Raw genomic sequence first — 17,116 nt, 5'->3', positions numbered from 1 at the left:
CCGCATCCGGCGCAGAACGTTGCGTCGGGAGGTGGAGATCGTTGCGCTTGCGGGAAAGGATGCGAACCACGAGCGTCGGCGGCGATGCGTTCCCACGCCTTCCCGGAGCCGTGCCCAGCTTCTACCATTTCGTGCGGGAGGCCGCTGCATGTCTGGAACTCGTAGGCCGGTCGGGTCAGCCGAGAGGGGGGCCGTGCGCCAGACCGTCACGATCAGCTTCGCCGGGTTCAACCGCGCCTGGGCTGCCTGGATCGGCGACCGCCTGGAACGGCGCGGCCTGCGTGTGGTGTACCTGCGGTGGGACGCACCCCCGGAGGTCCCCCTGGCCGACCTGCTGCGCGATCTGAGCCTCGCCGAGGGCCGCGTCCTCATCCTCGTCAGCGACTGGTACTTCCTCCTGGGCCCCCGCACCCACGAGGAGTGGAACACCGCGCTGCGCGAGGTCGTGGCCCCGGACCCGTCCCGGTTCGCCGCCGTCTCCCTGACCACGGCGCCGGTCCCCGCCGCCACCGCCGTCCTCGCGCCCGCCGACCTCGTCAACATCGGCCCGGAGGAGGCCGAACGACGACTCGTCGAGCGACTGGACCTGGACTACGAGCCACTGCCGGAGTCCGCCGGAAGCCGACGCGCACCGCGCTTCCCGTCCGCCATGCCCGAGGTCTGGGGCAACGTACCGCGCCGCAACACCCGCTTCACCGGCCGCGAGCCGCTCCTGAACGACGCCTACCACCTGCTGCACGGCAGCGAGCCCGGCGCGGGCGTCCTGACGATGTTCGGCATGTCCGGGGTCGGGAAGACCCAGCTCGCCGCCGAATACGTGTACCGGTTCAGCTCCGAGTACGACGTGGTGTGGTGGATCAACGCCGAGAAACGGGTGTCCTACCGCCGCCTGCTGGCCGAACTCGCCCCCAAACTCGGTCTGTCGACGGGCGCCGAGTACGGGGAGCGGCTGCGCGCGGTGCGCGACGCGCTGCGCCGCGGCGAGCCGTTCTCCCGCTGGCTGCTCATCCTCGACGGAGCCGACGACCCCGACCAGATCTGGGACCTGGTGCCCACCGGCCCCGGCCACGTCCTGATCACCTCGCGCAACCCGCAGTGGGGCGAGCACAACAGCCAGCTGATGCAGGTGCCGGTGTACGGCCGCGACGAATCGGTGGCCTTCATCCGGCGGCGTGCGCCCCGGCTCACGGAGGCGGACGCCGACAAGCTCGCCGCCGCCCTGGAAGACCTGCCACTGCTGCTGGACCAGACGGCCGGCTGGCTCAACGACTCCGACATGTCCGTCGAGGCCTACATCGAACTGCTCGAAGGCGGCATCGACCAGGACGTCGTCAAGGTGTCCGCCGACTTTCCGCTCGCCTTCCAGACCGCCTGGTCGATACTGCTGAACAAGCTCCGCGAGACCGTGCCCGAGTCGGTCGACCTGCTGCGGCTGTGCACCTTCTTCGCGCCCGGATTCGTCCCCGTACGGCTGCTGAAGGAGATGCCGCACGACGACCTGCCCGAGCAGCTCGCCGGGCTGCTCGAGGACCCGCTGCTGTGGAACAGGGCCATCAACCAGCTACGCCAGTACTCGGTGGTGCGCCTGGAGTCCCACGAGACGTCGGGCGAGCCGGGCGCGTCCTCCGGCGAGTCCCTCTACCTGCACCGCATGGTCCACCAGATCGTCCGCAAGGACATGCCGGAGTCGGACCGTCGGGAGTTCATCGACGTGGTCCGGCGCGCCCTCGCGGCCGCCGACCCCGGCCGTGCCACCGACACCCGCCTGTGGGACACGTACGCCGAGATCGTGCCGCACCTCAAGCACGCGGACGTCCTGAACAGCCAGGACACCAAGGTCCAGCGCCTGGTGCTCAACTGCCTGCGCTACATGTACTTCGTCGGCGAGTACACCTCGGGGGTGAAACTCGGCGAGCGCGCCCTGCACGCCTGGCGGTCCTCCCTCGGCGAGCATCACCCGAGGATCTACGAACTCATCTACCACTACGCCAACCTGCTGCGCTCCTCCGGCGACTACGTGCGCACCGAGGCCCTGGAGCGCGAGGCGGCCGACCACCTGCGCCAGGAACGCGGCGAACGCGACCTGGACTACCTGCGGGCGGTCAACGGGCTGGGCGCCGACCTGTGGGGGCTCGCCCGCTACGACGAGGCACTGGAGCTCTACCGCTGGCTCTACCCGACCTACCGCGACCTCCTCGGCGAGGAGGACTCCCGCACCCTCAACGCCCTGAACAACCTGGGATTCGCCCATCGGCTGCTCGGCCACTACCAGGAGGCCCTGGACGTCGACAAGACGACGCTGGAGCTGCGCCGCCGACTACTGAAGGCGCGCCATCCCTGGGCGCTGTTCTCCGAGGTCTCCTACGCCATCGGCCTGCGGCTGCTGGGCCGTTACACCGAGGCGGAGTCCATCCAGGCGAAGAACGTGCGTGAGTGCCGTCTGGTGCTGGGCGCCGACAACCCCCAGACCCTGCGCGCCGAGCACAACCTCGCACTCTGCCGGCTGCGCGGCGGCGACCGCACCGCGGCCGGGTCCCTGCTGACGAGGGTCCTGGAACGCTACGAGCGCAAGCTCGGCGACCACCACACGGAGACCCTGGCCGCCGCCGTCAGCCAGAGCTGCTTCGCCCGCGAGCACGGCGACATCGACCAGGCCCGGGAGGCCAGCGAGTCGATCATCGCGCGGTACGAGCAGCTCCTCACCGACAACCACCCCTTCATCGCCGGCGCCCAGGCCAACCACGCCCTCGTCCTGCGCAGCGTCGGCGAGCGCGACCACGCGCACGTGGTGATCGAGCGGGCGCTGGCCGACATGACCGCGGCGGTCGGGGAGAACCACCCCTACACCCTCGGCTGTGCCCTCAACGCCTCCGCCCTGCGCAACCTCATCGGGGACACCGAGGGCGCCGCCCGGCTCAGCCGGGACACCGTCACCCGGGCCACCGAGACGCTCGGCCGGACCCACCCGCTCACGCTGTCCGCCCGGGTGGCGCACGCCGCCGACCTGCACGGTCTGCGCGACACCCAGCAGGCCGAGAAGGTCGAGCAGGAGGCCCTGTCCGACCTGGAGGCCACCCTCGGCAAGCAGCACGTGCACACCATCTCGGCCCGCGCCCGCAACAGGCCCTACTGGGACTTCGAGCCCCAGGCGACCTGAGCGGCTGCGCCGACGGCGACGGCCCGCCCCGGAGGTCCGGGGCGGGCCGTCGCCGTCGAGCGGGTGCCGTGCGGCTTACGCCTCGAACACCTCGCGCACCAGCTGCTCCTGCTCCGCCTGGTGCCGCTTCGCCGAGCCGACCGCCGGGGACGACCCGTGGGGGCGGGAGATGCGGCGCAGGCGCTCGCCGGCCGGGATGTCCGCGCCGACCGCCAGGTCCAGGTGGTCGATCAGGTTCAGGGCGATGAACGGCCAGGCGCCCTGGTTGGCCGGCTCCTCCTGGGCCCACAGGTACTTCTCGGCGTTCGGGTACTTGGCGATCTCCGCCTGGAGCTCGGCACCCGGCAGCGGGTACAGGCGCTCGATGCGGATGATCGCGGTGTCCGTGACGCCGCGCTTCTGGCGCTCGGCCTCGAGGTCGTAGTAGACCTTGCCGGCGCAGAAGACGACCTTGCGGACCGCGGCCGGGTCGACCGAGGCGTCGCCGATGACCGGGCGGAAGCCGCCCGTGGTGAACTCCTCCGCCTTCGACGCGGCGGCCTTCAGGCGCAGCATCGACTTCGGGGTGAAGACGACCAGCGGCTTGTGGTGCGGGTTGTGCACCTGCCACCGCAGGAGGTGGAAGTAGTTCGACGGGAGCGTCGGCATGGCGACCGTCATGTTGTTCTGCGCGCAGAGCTGGAGGAACCGCTCGGGACGCGCGGACGAGTGGTCCGGGCCCTGGCCCTCGTAGCCGTGCGGCAGGAGCAGGACGACGCCGGACGTCTGGCTCCACTTCTGCTCCGCGGAGGAGATGAACTCGTCCACGACCGTCTGGGCGCCGTTGACGAAGTCACCGAACTGCGCCTCCCACATCACGAGCGCGTCGGGGCGGGCCAGCGAGTAGCCGTACTCGAAGCCCATCGCCGCGTACTCGGAGAGCAGGGAGTTGTAGACGTTCAGCCGGGCCTGGTCCTCGGCGAGGTACAGCAGCGGCGTGAAGTCCTGGCCGGTCTCGCGGTCGATGATGACCGCGTGGCGCTGGCCGAACGTGCCGCGCTGGGAGTCCTGGCCCGCCAGGCGGACCGGGACGCCCTCCAGCAGGAGGGAGCCGATGGCCAGGGTCTCGCCCATGCCCCAGTCGATCGTGCCGTCCTCGACCATCGCCGCCCGGCGCTGGAGCTGGGGCAGCAGACGCGGGTGGACGGTGACGTGGTCGGGGATGTTGACCTGGGACTCGGCGATCCGCTTGACGACCTCGGTGGAGACCGCGGTCTGCACCGCGACCGGGAAGCCGTCCTGCGGGTCGTGCGACGGCGCGGCGGCCGGCTGGGCCGTCGCCTCGCGGACCTCGGTGAAGACCTTCTCGAGCTGGCCCTGGTAGTCCTGCAGCGCCTGCTCGGCCTCTTCCAGGGTGATGTCGCCGCGACCGATGAGGGACTCGGTGTAGAGCTTGCGCACCGAGCGCTTCTTGTCGATCAGGTCGTACATCAGCGGCTGGGTGAAGGCCGGGTTGTCCGACTCGTTGTGACCGCGGCGGCGGTAGCAGATGAGGTCGATCACCACGTCCTTGTTGAACGCCTGGCGGAACTCGAACGCCAGCCGCGCGACGCGCACGACGGCCTCGGGGTCGTCGCCGTTCACGTGGAAGATCGGGGCCTCGATCATGCGGGCCACGTCCGTGGCGTACATGGAGGAACGCGAGGACTCGGGGGCCGCGGTGAAGCCGACCTGGTTGTTGATGACGATGTGGACCGTGCCGCCGGTGCGGTAGCCCCGCAGTTGCGACATGTTCAGGGTCTCGGCCACCACGCCCTGGCCCGCGAAGGCCGCGTCGCCGTGGATCGCCACCGGCAGGACGGTGAAGTCCGTGCCGCCCTTGTTGATGATGTCCTGCTTGGCGCGGGCGACGCCCTCCAGGACCGGGTCCACCGCCTCCAGGTGCGAGGGGTTGGCGACCAGGGAGACCTTGATCTGCTCGCCGTCCAGGCCGGTGAAGGTGCCCTCGGCGCCCAGGTGGTACTTCACGTCGCCGGAGCCGTGCATCGACTTCGGGTCGAGGTTGCCCTCGAACTCGCGGAAGATCTGCGCGTACGACTTGCCGACGATGTTCGCGAGGACGTTCAGCCGGCCGCGGTGGGCCATGCCGATGACGACCTCGTCCAGGCGGGACTCGGCGGCCGAGTCCAGCACCGCGTCGAGCAGCGGGATGACGGACTCGCCGCCCTCCAGCGAGAAGCGCTTCTGGCCGACGTACTTGGTCTGCAGGAACGTCTCGAACGCCTCGGCGGCGTTCAGGCGGCGCAGGATGCGCAGCTGCTCCTCGCGCTCCGGCTTGGAGTGCGGGCGCTCCACGCGGTCCTGGATCCACTTGCGCTGCTTGGGGTCCTGGATGTGCATGAACTCGATGCCGGTGGTGCGGCAGTACGAGTCGCGCAGCACGCCGAGGATGTCGCGCAGCTTCATCATCGACTTGCCGGCGAAGCCGCCGACGGCGAACTCGCGCTCCAGGTCCCACAGCGTCAGCCCGTGCTCGACGATGTCGAGGTCGGGGTGCTTGCGCTGGCGGTACTCCAGCGGGTCGGTGTCGGCCATGACGTGGCCGCGGACCCGGTAGGAGTGGATCAGCTCGAAGACGCGGGCGGCCTTGGTGACGTCGTCGTCGTGGCTGGCGTCGATGTCCTTGAGCCAGCGGACCGGCTCGTAGGGGATGCGCAGGGCCTCGAAGATGTCGTCGTAGAAGCCGTTCTCGCCCAGCAGCAGGTTGGCGACCGCGCGCAGGAACTCGCCGGAGGCGGCGCCCTGGATCACCCGGTGGTCGTAGGTCGACGTGAGCGTCATGACCTTGGAGATGCCGAGCTTGTTCAGCGTGTCCTGGGAGGTGCCCTGGAACTCGGCCGGGTAGTCCATGGAGCCGACGCCCATGATCACCGACTGGCCGGGCATCAGGCGCGGCACCGAGTGGACCGTGCCGAGGCCGCCGGGGTTGGTCAGGGAGACCGTGACGCCGGTGAAGTCGTCCATCGTCAGCTTGTTGTCGCGGGCGCGACGGACGATGTCCTCGTAGGCCTGCCAGAACTCGAAGAAGTTCAGCGTCTCGGCCTTCTTGATGGCGGCCACGACGAGCTGGCGGTCGCCGTTGGGCTTCACCAGGTCGATGGCCAGGCCGAGGTTGACGTGCGGCGGCTTGACCAGGACCGGCTTGCCGTCCTTCTCGCCGAACGAGTGGTTCATGGACGGCATCTGCTTGATGGCCTGGACCATCGCGAAGCCGATCAGGTGCGTGAAGGAGATCTTCCCGCCGCGCGCCCGCTTGAGGTGGTTGTTGATGACGATGCGGTTGTCGAACAGCAGCTTCACCGGGACCGCGCGGACCGAGGTGGCGGTCGGCAGCTCCAGCGAGGCGTTCATGTTCTTCGCGACCGCGGCGGACGGGCCGCGCAGCGGCACGTACTCCGGGCCCGCGGGCGCCTCGGCGGCCGGGGTGGCCTTCGCGGCGGCCGGCTTGGCGGCGGGGGCCGCGGCGGCGGGCTTGGCGGGCGCGGGCGCAGGAGCGGCGGCCGCGGGCTTCGGGGCGGCCTGCGCCGGGGCGGCGGGGGCCGGGGAGGCCGGTGCCGGTGCCTGGGCGGGGGCCTGCGCGGCGGGGGCCGCGGGCGCGGCCGGAGCCGGGGTGGGGGTGGTCCCTGCGGCCCCCGTGGCCGCAGTACCCGCCGCAGCCGGGGCACTGGGTGCTCCCGGCTTGTAGTCGGCGAAGAAGTCCCACCAGGCTCGGTCCACCGAATTCGGGTCCTGGAGGTACTGCTGATAGATCTCGTCGACGAGCCACTCGTTGGGACCGAACGCGGCAGCGGGGTTCTTGCCCGCTTGGTCCGCGTCGGTCGTCGGAGCGCTCGATGCGTTACTGGGGGACTGTGGCGACACGGCGGCAACCGCCCTCTTCCGCTTCACAAGGTGATGGACAGCGGGAATAAAGGCTACGCCTCCCGCGGGGTGAAGGTCAGGCCGGGCCCGTCCATCGTCGCGTAAGTCACATGAAAGAGCGTGTTTCGGGGCTTGAATTGGCGGGAAACAAGCGCGGTTGGCCTGCTCACCGGCGGGACCCGCACAGGTGAGTGGGTACGTCGGCGCGGGCCACGCGCGCCGAGCGTGCGGGCCCGCCCCTGATCACACGTGTCCCGCTGCGGGAACGCCGCGCGGACCGTCGTGGATCTTGAGGTTCCGGTTCGCACTGTACGTCAACTCGACGCGGAAGACTCTCCCGGAAGGGTGATGAGGATCCGGCAACCGCGCTCGGATTCGGCCACTCCGATCCGGCCACCGTGCAGATCGACCGCCCAGCGGGCGATGGCCAGCCCCAGCCCCGTGCCGCCGTCGCTGCCCGGACCGTGCGGCCGGCGCACCGCGCCCCGGTTGAACCGCTCGAAGACCCGGTGCCACTCGGAGCGCGGGATGCCCGGCCCCTCGTCCATGACCTCCAGCTCCAGCGACTCCGGCTGCGGCCCGCGCCGCGCCCTGACCGTCACGCGCCCGTGCGGCGGGCTGTGCTTGACCGCGTTGTCGATGAGGTTCGCCACGACCTGGTGGATGCGCTCGGGGTCGGCGAGCGCGGTCAGCTCCGGCGGCGAGACGTCCAGGTGCAGGTGCACGTCGGTGCGCGTGTGGCTGCCCGAGCCGGACGCCATCCCGGCGCGCGCCGAGGCGACCATGTTGGCCTCCTTCAGCACGCCCGACAGGTACGGCCACACCTCGAAGCGCCGCTTGCGCAGCGGGACGACGCCGTTGTCCAGGCGGGACAGGTCCAGCAGGGTCTCCACCAGCCGCCCGAGCCGCTCGGTCTGCTTCAGCGCCGTGCGCATCGTCTCCGGGTCGGCCTCCGCGATGCCGTCGACCACGTTCTCCAGCACCGCGCGCAGGCCCGCGATGGGGGTGCGCAGCTCGTGCGAGACGTTTGCCACCAGCTCCTTGCGCTGGCGGTCCTGGGCCTCCAGCTCGTCGGCCATGACGTTGATCGTCTGCGCCAGGTCGCCCAGTTCGTCGCGGCGCCGCTCGCTCACCCGGCGCGTGTAGTCGCCGTCGGAGATGGACCGGGCGACGGTGTTCATCTCCCCCAGCGGGGCGGTCAGCGAGTGCGCCACGAACTGCGTGATCAGCAGGGTGGCGATCATCGAGAAGACCGTGATGAACCGCAGCTCCGTCTTGGTGTGCACGGCGATCACCGACAGGCCCGTGGTGATCAGGACCGACGTGACGACCAGCGCGCCCAGCTTGGTCTTGATCGAGAACGGGCGAACGCCCCCGAAGGGCTCCCCGGGGCTTCTGGGTCCGTCCGGCCCGCCGGTCATGGCGTCGGGGTCTCCAGGGCGTAGCCCACGCCGTGCACCGTGCGGATCCGCTCGGCGCCGATCTTCCGCCGCAGCGCCTTGATGTGGCTGTCGACGGTCCGGGTGCCCGACGCGTCGGCCCAGTCCCACACCTCGGCGAGCAACTGCTCACGGGAGAGCACCGCGCGCGGGGTGTTGGCCAGGCAGACCAGCAGGTCGAACTCGGTCGGCGTCAGGTGCACGTCCTCGGAGCGCACCCGCACCCGCCGCTGCGCGTGGTCGATCTCCAGTTCGCCGAGCCGCAGGATGCCACTGCGCGGCGTCGAGGCGGCCAGCGCGGCCCGCTCCACCCGGCGCAGCAGCACGTGCACGCGCGCGGCGAGCTCCCGCATCGAGAACGGCTTGGTCATGTAGTCGTCGGCGCCCACACCGAGCCCGACCAGCATGTCGGTCTCGTCGTCGCGCGCGGTCAGCATCAGCACCGGCACCGGCCGCTGGGCCTGCACGCGCCGGCAGACCTCCAGGCCGTCGAAGCCCGGCAGCATGATGTCGAGGATCAGCAGGTCGGGCTGCCAGGCCTCGGCCGTGTCGACCGCCGCGGGGCCGTCGCCCGCCGTTTGCACGAGGAATCCCTCGGCGCGCAGGCGGGCCGCGATCGCGTCGACGATGGTCGGGTCGTCCTCCACGACCAGCACGCGCCGCTGCGCGCCCTGGGTGGCCGTCGTCGTTCCGCTGTGCGAGGTGTGTGTCTGCTCCATCGCCCGCCCCTGAGGTGTGCTTTACGGGATCCGTGGGGTGACCCCATGTCTGCGCATGACTGCGATTGACGCTTGAATGATCGGCGCCAAGGCAGCAGCGTACGGGGAGTCGCCGCGCCTTTGCTATCCAGGTCGGACGCCGAGGTGCACCACGTCCGGCACGCCTCGGGCAACCGGGATCTCTTCGGTACGCACCTGCTGGAACCCGGCATTCCCCAAGGTTCCCTCGAATTCCGGAGACGGCTGCGCGGACCACACCGCGAGCACCCCGCCGGGTCTCAACACCCGCGCGCAGGAACGGAGTCCGGCCGGGGTGTAGAGGCCGTCGTTGTCCTCGGTGACCGTCCAGCCGGGCCCGTTGTCGATGTCGAGGCACAGGGCGTCGAACGTGTCCGATGTCTCATTCAGATAAGCGACCAGGTCCGCCTCGGCGACCGTCACGCGCGGGTCGGCGAGCGCGTCCCGGGACACCGCGCCCAGGGGGCCCGCGCGGTGCCAGTCGACGACCGCCCGCTCGCGCTCCACCACGGTGATCCGCCCCCAGCGCGGTTCCGCGGCGGCGTGTGCGAGCGAGAATCCCACGCCGAGCCCGCCGATCAGGACGTGCGGTGCGGGCCGGCCGTCCAGCGCGGCCAGCGCCGCGTCGACCAGCAGCCGCTCCGAGCGGCCGTCGGAGGTGTCCATCAGGAAACAGCCGTTGGCGATGATCTGCAGGACTTGCCCGTGCCGGCGCAGCACCACCTCGCCGTGGGGGCCCGTACGACGGTCCAGGACCCGGGGGGTGTCCGGGCCGGGGGAGAGTTCGTCGAAGAGGGACATCGGCCCATCCTGGCACTTCCGTGACCGATTGTTGACGGAGTTTGTGCACGTCATCCGAGTGGGGGAGGGAAGCCGTACGCGGAGCACCTTGAGAGGTTGCTGAGAATCGCCGGTGACGTGGCCGCGGTCACAGACAGCGGGCCCCGCACGGCGAAGGCTGGCGGCAACGGAAGGAGCGCCTCAGGTGGAACGCACCGCACCGCCGGACCCGTCGCCCCGCGCGACACCCCGGGTCCCCGCGCCCCCGCAGTCCCCCCCAGGCACCCAGGCGCCGCTGGACGGGATGCCCCGCCAGTGGACCCCCGCACGGGAGCCCGGGCCGGCCGGGCCGGACGCGCCCGGGGCCGCCCCCGCCCCGCGCGGCCCGAGCCCCTGGCACTTCCTGCCCACCCCCACCGCCACCCCCTTCACCTTCTGGTACGCCGCCGTCCTCGCCGTCACCTCCTGCGTCGCCACGTACGCCGACCCGGCCCTCGTCCACGCCCTGCACCAGGGGTCCAGCACGGACGTGGCCCACCTGCTGCGGGCGCCGGTGCCCGTGCTGGCGGCCAGCGCGCTGTGGGTGGCGGGCGGCTTCGTCTCGCCGTTCGCCGTGGGCTTCGTGGTCGTGCTCACCGCGCTGGAACGGCGCCTCGGCGGGCTGCGCACGGCCGCCGTGTTCGTCGCCGGGCACGCCCTGGCCACGCTGGCCACCGAGGGGCCGGTCGGCCTCGCGGTCCTCGCCGGGCACCTGCCCGACACCTCGCTGCACCGCCTCGACTACGGCATCAGCTTCGGCGTCGCCGCGAGCGTGGGCGCCCTGTCCGGCCTGCTGGCGCCGTGGCTGCGGTGGCCGCTGCTCGTCGCCTTCGGGGGCCTGCTGCTGGAGGACCTGGTCGCCTTCACGGACCCGCTGACCAACTGGGGGCACCTGATCGCCCTGGCGGTGGGCGTGGCCCTGTGGCCGACGGTGCGGGGCTGGCGGGCGGCCCGGGAGACGGCCACGGGACGGCCCGCGGGGACGGGCCCCGAGCGAGCGGACCGGCCGGCGGTGCGGGTGACGGCGGTTTAGGGCGTACGCCGCTGTCGATCACGCCCCGCCCCGCCTGGCGATCGCATCCCGCCTGCCCGCTCGCCCCACGGGGTTACGCGGCGGCGCCTCCCGGAGGCCCGCCCGCCCCGGACGCCTACTCGCCCCCCTCCACCCCCGTGAACTTCGCGCTGGTCAGCACGGCCTCCACCCGCCAGCCCAGCGTCTCGTAGAGCGCGCGCCCGTCGGGGGTGGCCGCGAGGACGCCGCGGCGCGCTCCCGTCGCGGCGGCCGCGGCCTGCAGGCGGCGCATCACCAGGCCGCCCAGACCCCGGCGCCGGTGGGCCGGCGCCGTCTCGATCCGGTCGACGACCGCCTGCGCGCCCGTCGGCACCGTCTGCCCCCGGGCCGCCAGCGAGCCGTCGGGCGCGGTGACCAGGACCTTGGTCACCCCGCCCCGGGTCCAGTCGCGCACCGCGTAGCCGTCGGGCAGCGTGCCGCGGCCGTCGGGCCTTCCGGCTCCTGGCGCCGGCTCCAGCGGGACCGTCATCAGGTAGCCCGGTTCGGGGTCGACCCACCAGCCCGGTCCCAGCCACGCCGAGACGTCCCCCGGGTCCCGGAACGCCTTCAGCCAGATCCCGGCCCCGGTGACCTCGCCCGCGACCTTGCGTACGACGGTCTCCTGCACGCCCTCGCCGATCGCGCCGAGCACGTGCCGCGACACGTGCTGGACGTCCCCCACGTCGATGGTCACGCCCCAGGGGCGGGGCTGCGGCGGCGCGGCCCCGCGCGACACGACCCACCCGTCGACCCACGCCCGTACGATCTCGTGCACGCCCGCCTCCGTAATAACCACAGAGCCTTTTCACCTCTTACGGCGCTGACGATATGCGCCCGCTCGCCCCCTTCCCCACCCTTGATCGCTCAGAGCGAACACGGCGCCGGGAACATTCGGGGGCTCACGTGCATTGAGTCGGCATAACTCAACTTGACTGCCGAAGGGGAGATCATGGCTGCTGAGTCCGCAGCGTTCACACCGCTCACCCTGCCTGTGCTGCCGCTCGACGACGAGGTGGTGCTGCCCGGGATGGTGGTTCCGCTGGACCTCAACGACGCCGACGTGCGCGCCGCGGTGGAGGCCGCCCAGGCCGCCGCCCGCTCCGAGCCCGGGAAGCCGAAGGTCCTCCTCGTCCCCCGCGTCGACGGCACGTACGCGGGCACCGGCGTGCTGGGCACGGTCGAGCAGGTGGGCCGGCTGGCCGACGGCGACCCCGGCGCCCTGATCCGCGGCCGCGGCCGCGTGAAGATCGGCGCGGGCACCACCGGCCCCGGCGCGGCGCTGTGGGTCGAGGGCACCCGGATCGACGAGTCCACCCCCGATCCGCTGCCCGGCCACGTCACCGACCTGGTCAAGGAGTACAAGGCCCTGGCCACCGCCTGGCTCCGCAAGCGCGGCGCCTGGCAGGTCGTCGACCGCGTGCAGGCCATCGACGACGTCTCCGCCCTCGCCGACAACTCCGGTTACTCGCCCTTCCTCACCACCGAGCAGAAGGTCGAGCTGCTGGAGACCGCCGACCCGGTCGCCCGTCTGAAGCTCGCCACCCAGCAGCTGCGCGACCACCTCGCCGAGCAGGAAGTGGCCGAGACCATCGCCAAGGACGTCCAGGAGGGCGTCGACAAGCAGCAGCGTGAGTTCCTGCTGCGCCGCCAGCTCGAAGCCGTGCGCAAGGAGCTGCGCGAGCTGAACGGCGAGAACTCCAAGGACGCGGCCGAGGAGTCCGACGACTACCGCGCCCGCGTGGAGGCCGCCGACCTGCCCGAGAAGGTCCGCGAGGCGGCCCTGAAGGAGGTCGACAAGCTGGAGCGGTCCAGCGACCAGTCCCCGGAGGGCTCCTGGATCCGCACCTGGCTGGACACCGTCCTCGAACTGCCGTGGAACGAACGGACCGAGGACGCCTACGACATCCAGGGCGCCAAGGCGGTCCTGGACGCCGAGCACTCCGGTCTGGAGGACGTCAAGGAGCGCATCACCGAGTACCTGGCCGTGCGCAAGCGGCGCGCGGACCGCGGCCTCGGCGTCGTCGGCGGCCGGCGCGGCGGTGCCGTCCTGGCGCTGGTCGGCCCGCCCGGCGTCGGCAAGACCTCGCTCGGCGAGTCCGTCGCCCACGCCATGGGCCGCAAGTTCGTCCGCGTCGCCCTCGGCGGCGTGCGCGACGAGGCCGAGATCCGCGGCCACCGCCGTACGTACGTCGGCGCGCTGCCCGGGCGCATCGTGCGGGCGATCAAGGAGGCCGGGTCCATGAACCCGGTGGTGCTGCTCGACGAGATCGACAAGGTGGGCTCGGACTTCCGCGGCGACCCCGCGGCCGCGCTCCTGGAGGTGCTGGACCCCGCGCAGAACCACACCTTCCGCGACCACTACCTGGAGGTCGAGCTCGACCTGAGCGACGTGGTGTTCCTGGCCACGGCGAACGTCCTGGAGGCCATCCCGGAGGCCCTGCTGGACCGCATGGAGCTGGTCCGCCTGGACGGCTACACCGAGGACGAGAAGGTCGTCATCGCCCGCGACCACCTGCTCCCGCGCCAGCTGGAGCGGGCGGGCCTGGCCGCGGACGAGGTGACCCTGGACGAGAGCGCGCTGCGCAAGCTGGCCGGCGAGTACACCCGTGAGGCGGGCGTGCGCACCCTGGAGCGCTCCATCGCCCGGCTGCTGCGCAAGGTGGCCGCCCAGCACGAACTGGGCGAGCGCGAGCTGCCCGTCACCCTCACGGACGCGGACCTGCGGTCCCTGATCGGCCGCCCGCACCACGTGCCGGAGTCGGCCCAGGACCCGGCCGAGCGCCGTACGGCCGTGCCGGGCGTGGCCACCGGTCTGGCGGTCACCGGGGCGGGCGGCGACGTGCTGTTCGTCGAGGCGTCGCTGGCCGACCCGGAGACGGGCGGCGCGGGGCTGACCCTGACCGGTCAGCTCGGCGACGTGATGAAGGAGTCGGCGCAGATCGCGCTGAGCTTCCTGCGCAGCCACGGCGCCGAACTGGAGCTGCCCGTCGCCGACCTGAAGGACCGGGGCGTGCACATCCACTTCCCGGCGGGCGCGGTCCCCAAGGACGGCCCGAGCGCCGGCATCACCATGACGACGGCCCTCGCGTCCCTGCTGTCGGGCCGCCTGGTCCGCACGGACGTGGCGATGACCGGCGAGGTCTCGCTGACCGGGCGGGTGCTGCCGATCGGCGGGGTGAAGCAGAAGCTGCTCGCCGCGCACCGGGCGGGGGTCACCACGGTGATCATCCCCAAGCGCAACGAGCCCGACCTGGACGACGTCCCGGCGGAGGTGCTGGACACGCTCGACGTCCACACCGTCACCGACGTCCGCCAGGTCCTGGAACTGGCGCTGGCCCCCGCCACCCGCGGGGCGGCGCCGGAGGTCCCGGCCGCCGCGTGACGGGGGCGGCCGGCCCGCGCAAGGCCCGGGTCCCCGTGCGGGGGCCCGGGCCTTCCCGGTGCCGGCCGGCCACCCTCGCGGCCGGTACCGTCGGCCGCCGGTCGGCGCGCGGCCCTCAGCCGTTCGCCAGGGCCTGGACGCGGTCCAGGGCCCCGTTGAACTTGTCGTGGTCGCCGACCGTCGGGCCGGTGGAGGTGTACTGCCACATCGTGTAGTAGTCCCAGCCGGCCGGGAGGGTGCCCGGGTCGGCGGCGTAGCGGGCGATCCACAGCGGGTTGGTGGCGGCGAAGCCGCCGTAGTTGCCCGTGCACTGGGTCCACCAGCTCGTGGCCGTGTAGATGACGGCGTCGCGGCCGGTGCGGGCCCGGTACTGGGTGAGGAAGTCGCGGATCCAGGTCACCATCCCGCTCTGCGTCTTGCCGTAGCAGGCCGCGCCGTACGGGTTCCACTCGATGTCGAGGACGCCGGGCAGGGTCCGGCCGTCCCGGGACCAGCCGCCGCCGTGGTCCACGAAGTAGTTGGCCTGGGTGGCCCCGCCGGTGGTGTCCGGGGTCGCGAAGTGGTACGAGCCGCGGATCATGCCGACGTCGTAGGAGCCGTTGTACTGCTGGGTGAAGGAGGTGTTCTGGTAGTACGTGCCTTCGGTCGCCTTCGTGTACGCCCAGCGCACCCCGCCGGCCCACAGCGTGGACCAGGCGACGTTGCCCTGGTGGGCGGAGACGTCGACGCCCTCCGTCTGGGTGGCGTCGCCGGGGACCGGGGTGCCGCTCTGCCCGTCGTGGGCGAGGACGCCCGCACCCATCTCGGCGGAGCCGCGGGCGGGGACGGCGGCCGCGGAGGCGGAGGCGGGGGAGGCGGGCAGGAGCAGGGCGGTGAGGGCGGCGAGGGTCGCCGCCAGGACGGCGGCGGCCGGTCTCGTGGGGGTGGCGCCGGGTCTGCGCACGGGCATGACGTACCTCCGGGGAGTGGTGGGGGGAACGCGGATCTCGTGCCGAGCGGTGCGCGGTCACCCGTCCGGGCGTGTATGGCGTGGGCATGCCAGGATGGGGCCGCGTCGACGACGCTACGCACGTAGAACGGCCGCTGAGAAGGGGGTCCGGAGGCTGCCGTTGGTCTACGCCTGCGAAATACTGGCGGAGCTGGGGCGATGGCCGGCAGTGGCGGAAACTTTCAGGTACGGGAAACCGGGCAGGGGTGCTGACGTGCACGACGCGAACGGCGACGCGAAGGACGCGGCGGACGGCGCCGCACGACGGGGCGGCCCGGCCGGCGGCGCGGACCCCGAGTTCCTGTCGCTGGAACGGGAGTTGACGGTGCTGCTGCGGCGCGCCCGGGCCAGCCAGGGGGAGATGGCCCGCGAGGTGCACCCCGACCTGGAGCCCGCCGCGTACGGCCTGCTCATCCGGCTGGACGAGCTGGGCCGCCAGCGCGCCACCGAACTGGCCGCCTACATCGGCGTCGGCAAGGCGACCATGTCCCGCCAGCTCCGCGCCCTGGAGGAACTGGGCCTGCTCGCCCGCGAACCCGACCCCGCCGACGGCCGCGCCTGGCTGGTCGACCTCACCGAGGAGGGGCGCTCCCGGGTCGGCCGCGTGCGCGAGGCCCGCCGCGCCCGCTACGTCAGCCAGCTCGCCCACTGGGACCGCCGCGAGGTCGCGGAGCTGGCCCGCCTGCTGCACCAGCTCAACCGGGTCATGGAGAAGTAGCTCCCGGAAGCCGCCCTTGACGGCCGGCCCGACGAGGAGCCCGCCTCACAGCCGCGCGAGCACCACCGTCGCGTCGTCGTGGATCTTGCCGCGGCCCAGGAAGGCGCGGCCGTCCCGGTCGGCCCGCTCCCGTTCCCGCACCCGCCGCACCAGCGCGCGGGCGCCCTCCTCGCGGACCAGGCCGAACAGGTCCGTCCAGTCGCCCTCGTGGAACATCTCCGTCCAGCGCGCCGCACCGTCCGACAGCCCGGCCAGCGCGCGGACCCGGTCCCGGGGGAGGGTCCCGGTCACCGCCCGCGCCGCCACCGCCGGGTCGGCGGCCGCGGTGAAGAACCCGCCCTCCTTGTTGCGCACCCGGGTGTCCACGACCGCGTCGCTCCTGAGCAGCGCGCGGGGCAGCCGGGCGAGCCGGTCGTCGAGCACCGGGGTGACCGCGCCGTCGGGCGCCTCCAGCAGCAGGACGCAGTCGGACAGCACCAGGTACTCCACCGCGTCCCCTGACCAGCGCGCGACGGCCACGGTTGCCTGCGGCGTCCGCGGGTGAGAAAGGTCACAGGTGTCCGCGTGGGCCGCGGCGGTACGGGAGATGGCGAGGGACAGGGCCTCGGCCAGGGGAACATCCGGGAGTGAAACGGTCAGTTCGGTCAGGGCCCCGCCCAGCCGCGCCGTGAACCAGGGGACCGAATGCAGACAGCCCGTCGCGCTCCTCGGCGGAGTCACGCCGTCGAGGACGACGAGCGAACCGCCCTGCCCGGAGGCGGGAAGCCCGACACTCGCGAAGTCCTCGTTGGGGCAGGAGGCGTCCCCGGGCTCCGAGACGAGTTCCGTATGCATCCGGCCAGTCTGCACGACGTCTTCACAGCCCCCGCGAAAGGCTTGCATCCGCTGCCCGCCGGGCGCACCGGCGCAGGTCAGGCGCCGGTTT

The 17,116-nt window shown here is 72.4% G+C and carries 11 protein-coding genes; 4 read left to right on the top strand and 7 right to left on the bottom strand.

The window, feature by feature from the left end:
* The first annotated feature begins 148 nt into the window (after positions 1-148).
* Positions 149-3,157, top strand: coding sequence for an FxSxx-COOH system tetratricopeptide repeat protein (fxsT, locus tag E4U92_RS20160; RefSeq protein ID WP_137301834.1), 3,009 nt, complete (start codon positions 149-151; stop codon positions 3,155-3,157).
* A gap of 75 nt (positions 3,158-3,232) precedes the next feature.
* On the opposite strand, the gene E4U92_RS20155 is transcribed toward fxsT, so the two are convergent.
* The 4 genes from E4U92_RS20155 to E4U92_RS20140 form a co-directional block, all read right to left on the bottom strand.
* Positions 3,233-7,057 carry a multifunctional oxoglutarate decarboxylase/oxoglutarate dehydrogenase thiamine pyrophosphate-binding subunit/dihydrolipoyllysine-residue succinyltransferase subunit gene (locus E4U92_RS20155; RefSeq protein ID WP_137301833.1) on the bottom strand — a complete coding sequence of 1,275 codons (3,825 nt, stop codon included), beginning with the start codon at positions 7,055-7,057 and terminating at the stop codon, positions 3,233-3,235.
* Between the two features lie 314 nt (positions 7,058-7,371).
* The gene (locus tag E4U92_RS20150) at positions 7,372-8,478 is read right to left on the bottom strand and encodes a sensor histidine kinase (RefSeq protein ID WP_137301832.1); all 1,107 of its coding nucleotides are present in this window, start codon (positions 8,476-8,478) and stop codon (positions 7,372-7,374) included.
* Positions 8,475-9,215: a response regulator transcription factor gene (locus tag E4U92_RS20145; RefSeq protein ID WP_067236986.1), complete on the bottom strand. Its 741-nt coding sequence runs from the start codon at positions 9,213-9,215 to the stop codon at positions 8,475-8,477. Before E4U92_RS20145 ends, E4U92_RS20150 begins: the two co-directional genes overlap by 4 nt.
* Before the next feature lie 123 nt (positions 9,216-9,338).
* A complete protein-coding gene (locus E4U92_RS20140; RefSeq protein WP_137301831.1) occupies positions 9,339-10,034 on the bottom strand; it encodes a spermine/spermidine synthase domain-containing protein in 696 nt (231 codons plus the stop codon).
* 184 nt (positions 10,035-10,218) lie between these two features.
* On the opposite strand from E4U92_RS20140, the gene E4U92_RS20135 reads away from it, so the two are divergent.
* Positions 10,219-11,085: a rhomboid-like protein gene (locus E4U92_RS20135; RefSeq protein WP_174863948.1), complete on the top strand. Its 867-nt coding sequence runs from the start codon at positions 10,219-10,221 to the stop codon at positions 11,083-11,085.
* Between the two features lie 115 nt (positions 11,086-11,200).
* On the opposite strand, the gene E4U92_RS20130 is transcribed toward E4U92_RS20135, so the two are convergent.
* Entirely contained in the window at positions 11,201-11,878 is a 678-nt protein-coding gene (locus E4U92_RS20130; RefSeq protein ID WP_137301830.1) for a GNAT family N-acetyltransferase, read from the bottom strand.
* A 174-nt stretch (positions 11,879-12,052) separates the two neighbouring features.
* Between E4U92_RS20130 and lon the strand changes: the two genes are divergently transcribed.
* Positions 12,053-14,485: an endopeptidase La gene (gene lon / locus E4U92_RS20125; RefSeq protein ID WP_137301829.1), complete on the top strand. Its 2,433-nt coding sequence runs from the start codon at positions 12,053-12,055 to the stop codon at positions 14,483-14,485.
* A 115-nt stretch (positions 14,486-14,600) separates the two neighbouring features.
* Here lon and E4U92_RS20120 read toward each other — a convergent pair whose 3' ends face one another.
* Complete coding sequence (locus E4U92_RS20120; RefSeq protein WP_137301828.1) at positions 14,601-15,434, bottom strand: lysozyme; 834 nt, start codon at positions 15,432-15,434, stop codon at positions 14,601-14,603.
* Positions 15,435-15,687: 253 nt separating this feature from the next.
* Here E4U92_RS20120 and E4U92_RS20115 point away from each other — a divergent pair, with 253 nt between their 5' ends.
* The gene (locus tag E4U92_RS20115) at positions 15,688-16,191 is read left to right on the top strand and encodes a MarR family winged helix-turn-helix transcriptional regulator (RefSeq protein ID WP_137301827.1); all 504 of its coding nucleotides are present in this window, start codon (positions 15,688-15,690) and stop codon (positions 16,189-16,191) included.
* Between the two features lie 45 nt (positions 16,192-16,236).
* Here E4U92_RS20115 and E4U92_RS20110 read toward each other — a convergent pair whose 3' ends face one another.
* Entirely contained in the window at positions 16,237-17,025 is a 789-nt protein-coding gene (locus tag E4U92_RS20110) for a protein phosphatase 2C domain-containing protein (RefSeq protein ID WP_137301826.1), read from the bottom strand.
* Between the last annotated feature and the right edge of the window lie 91 nt (positions 17,026-17,116).

It is taken from the genome of Streptomyces galbus (genome assembly GCF_005280195.1).
Taxonomy (GTDB): domain Bacteria; phylum Actinomycetota; class Actinomycetes; order Streptomycetales; family Streptomycetaceae; genus Streptomyces; species Streptomyces galbus.
The sequence above is the reverse complement of the archived record's forward strand: the minus strand, read 5'-3'. Positions and strand labels throughout refer to the sequence as shown.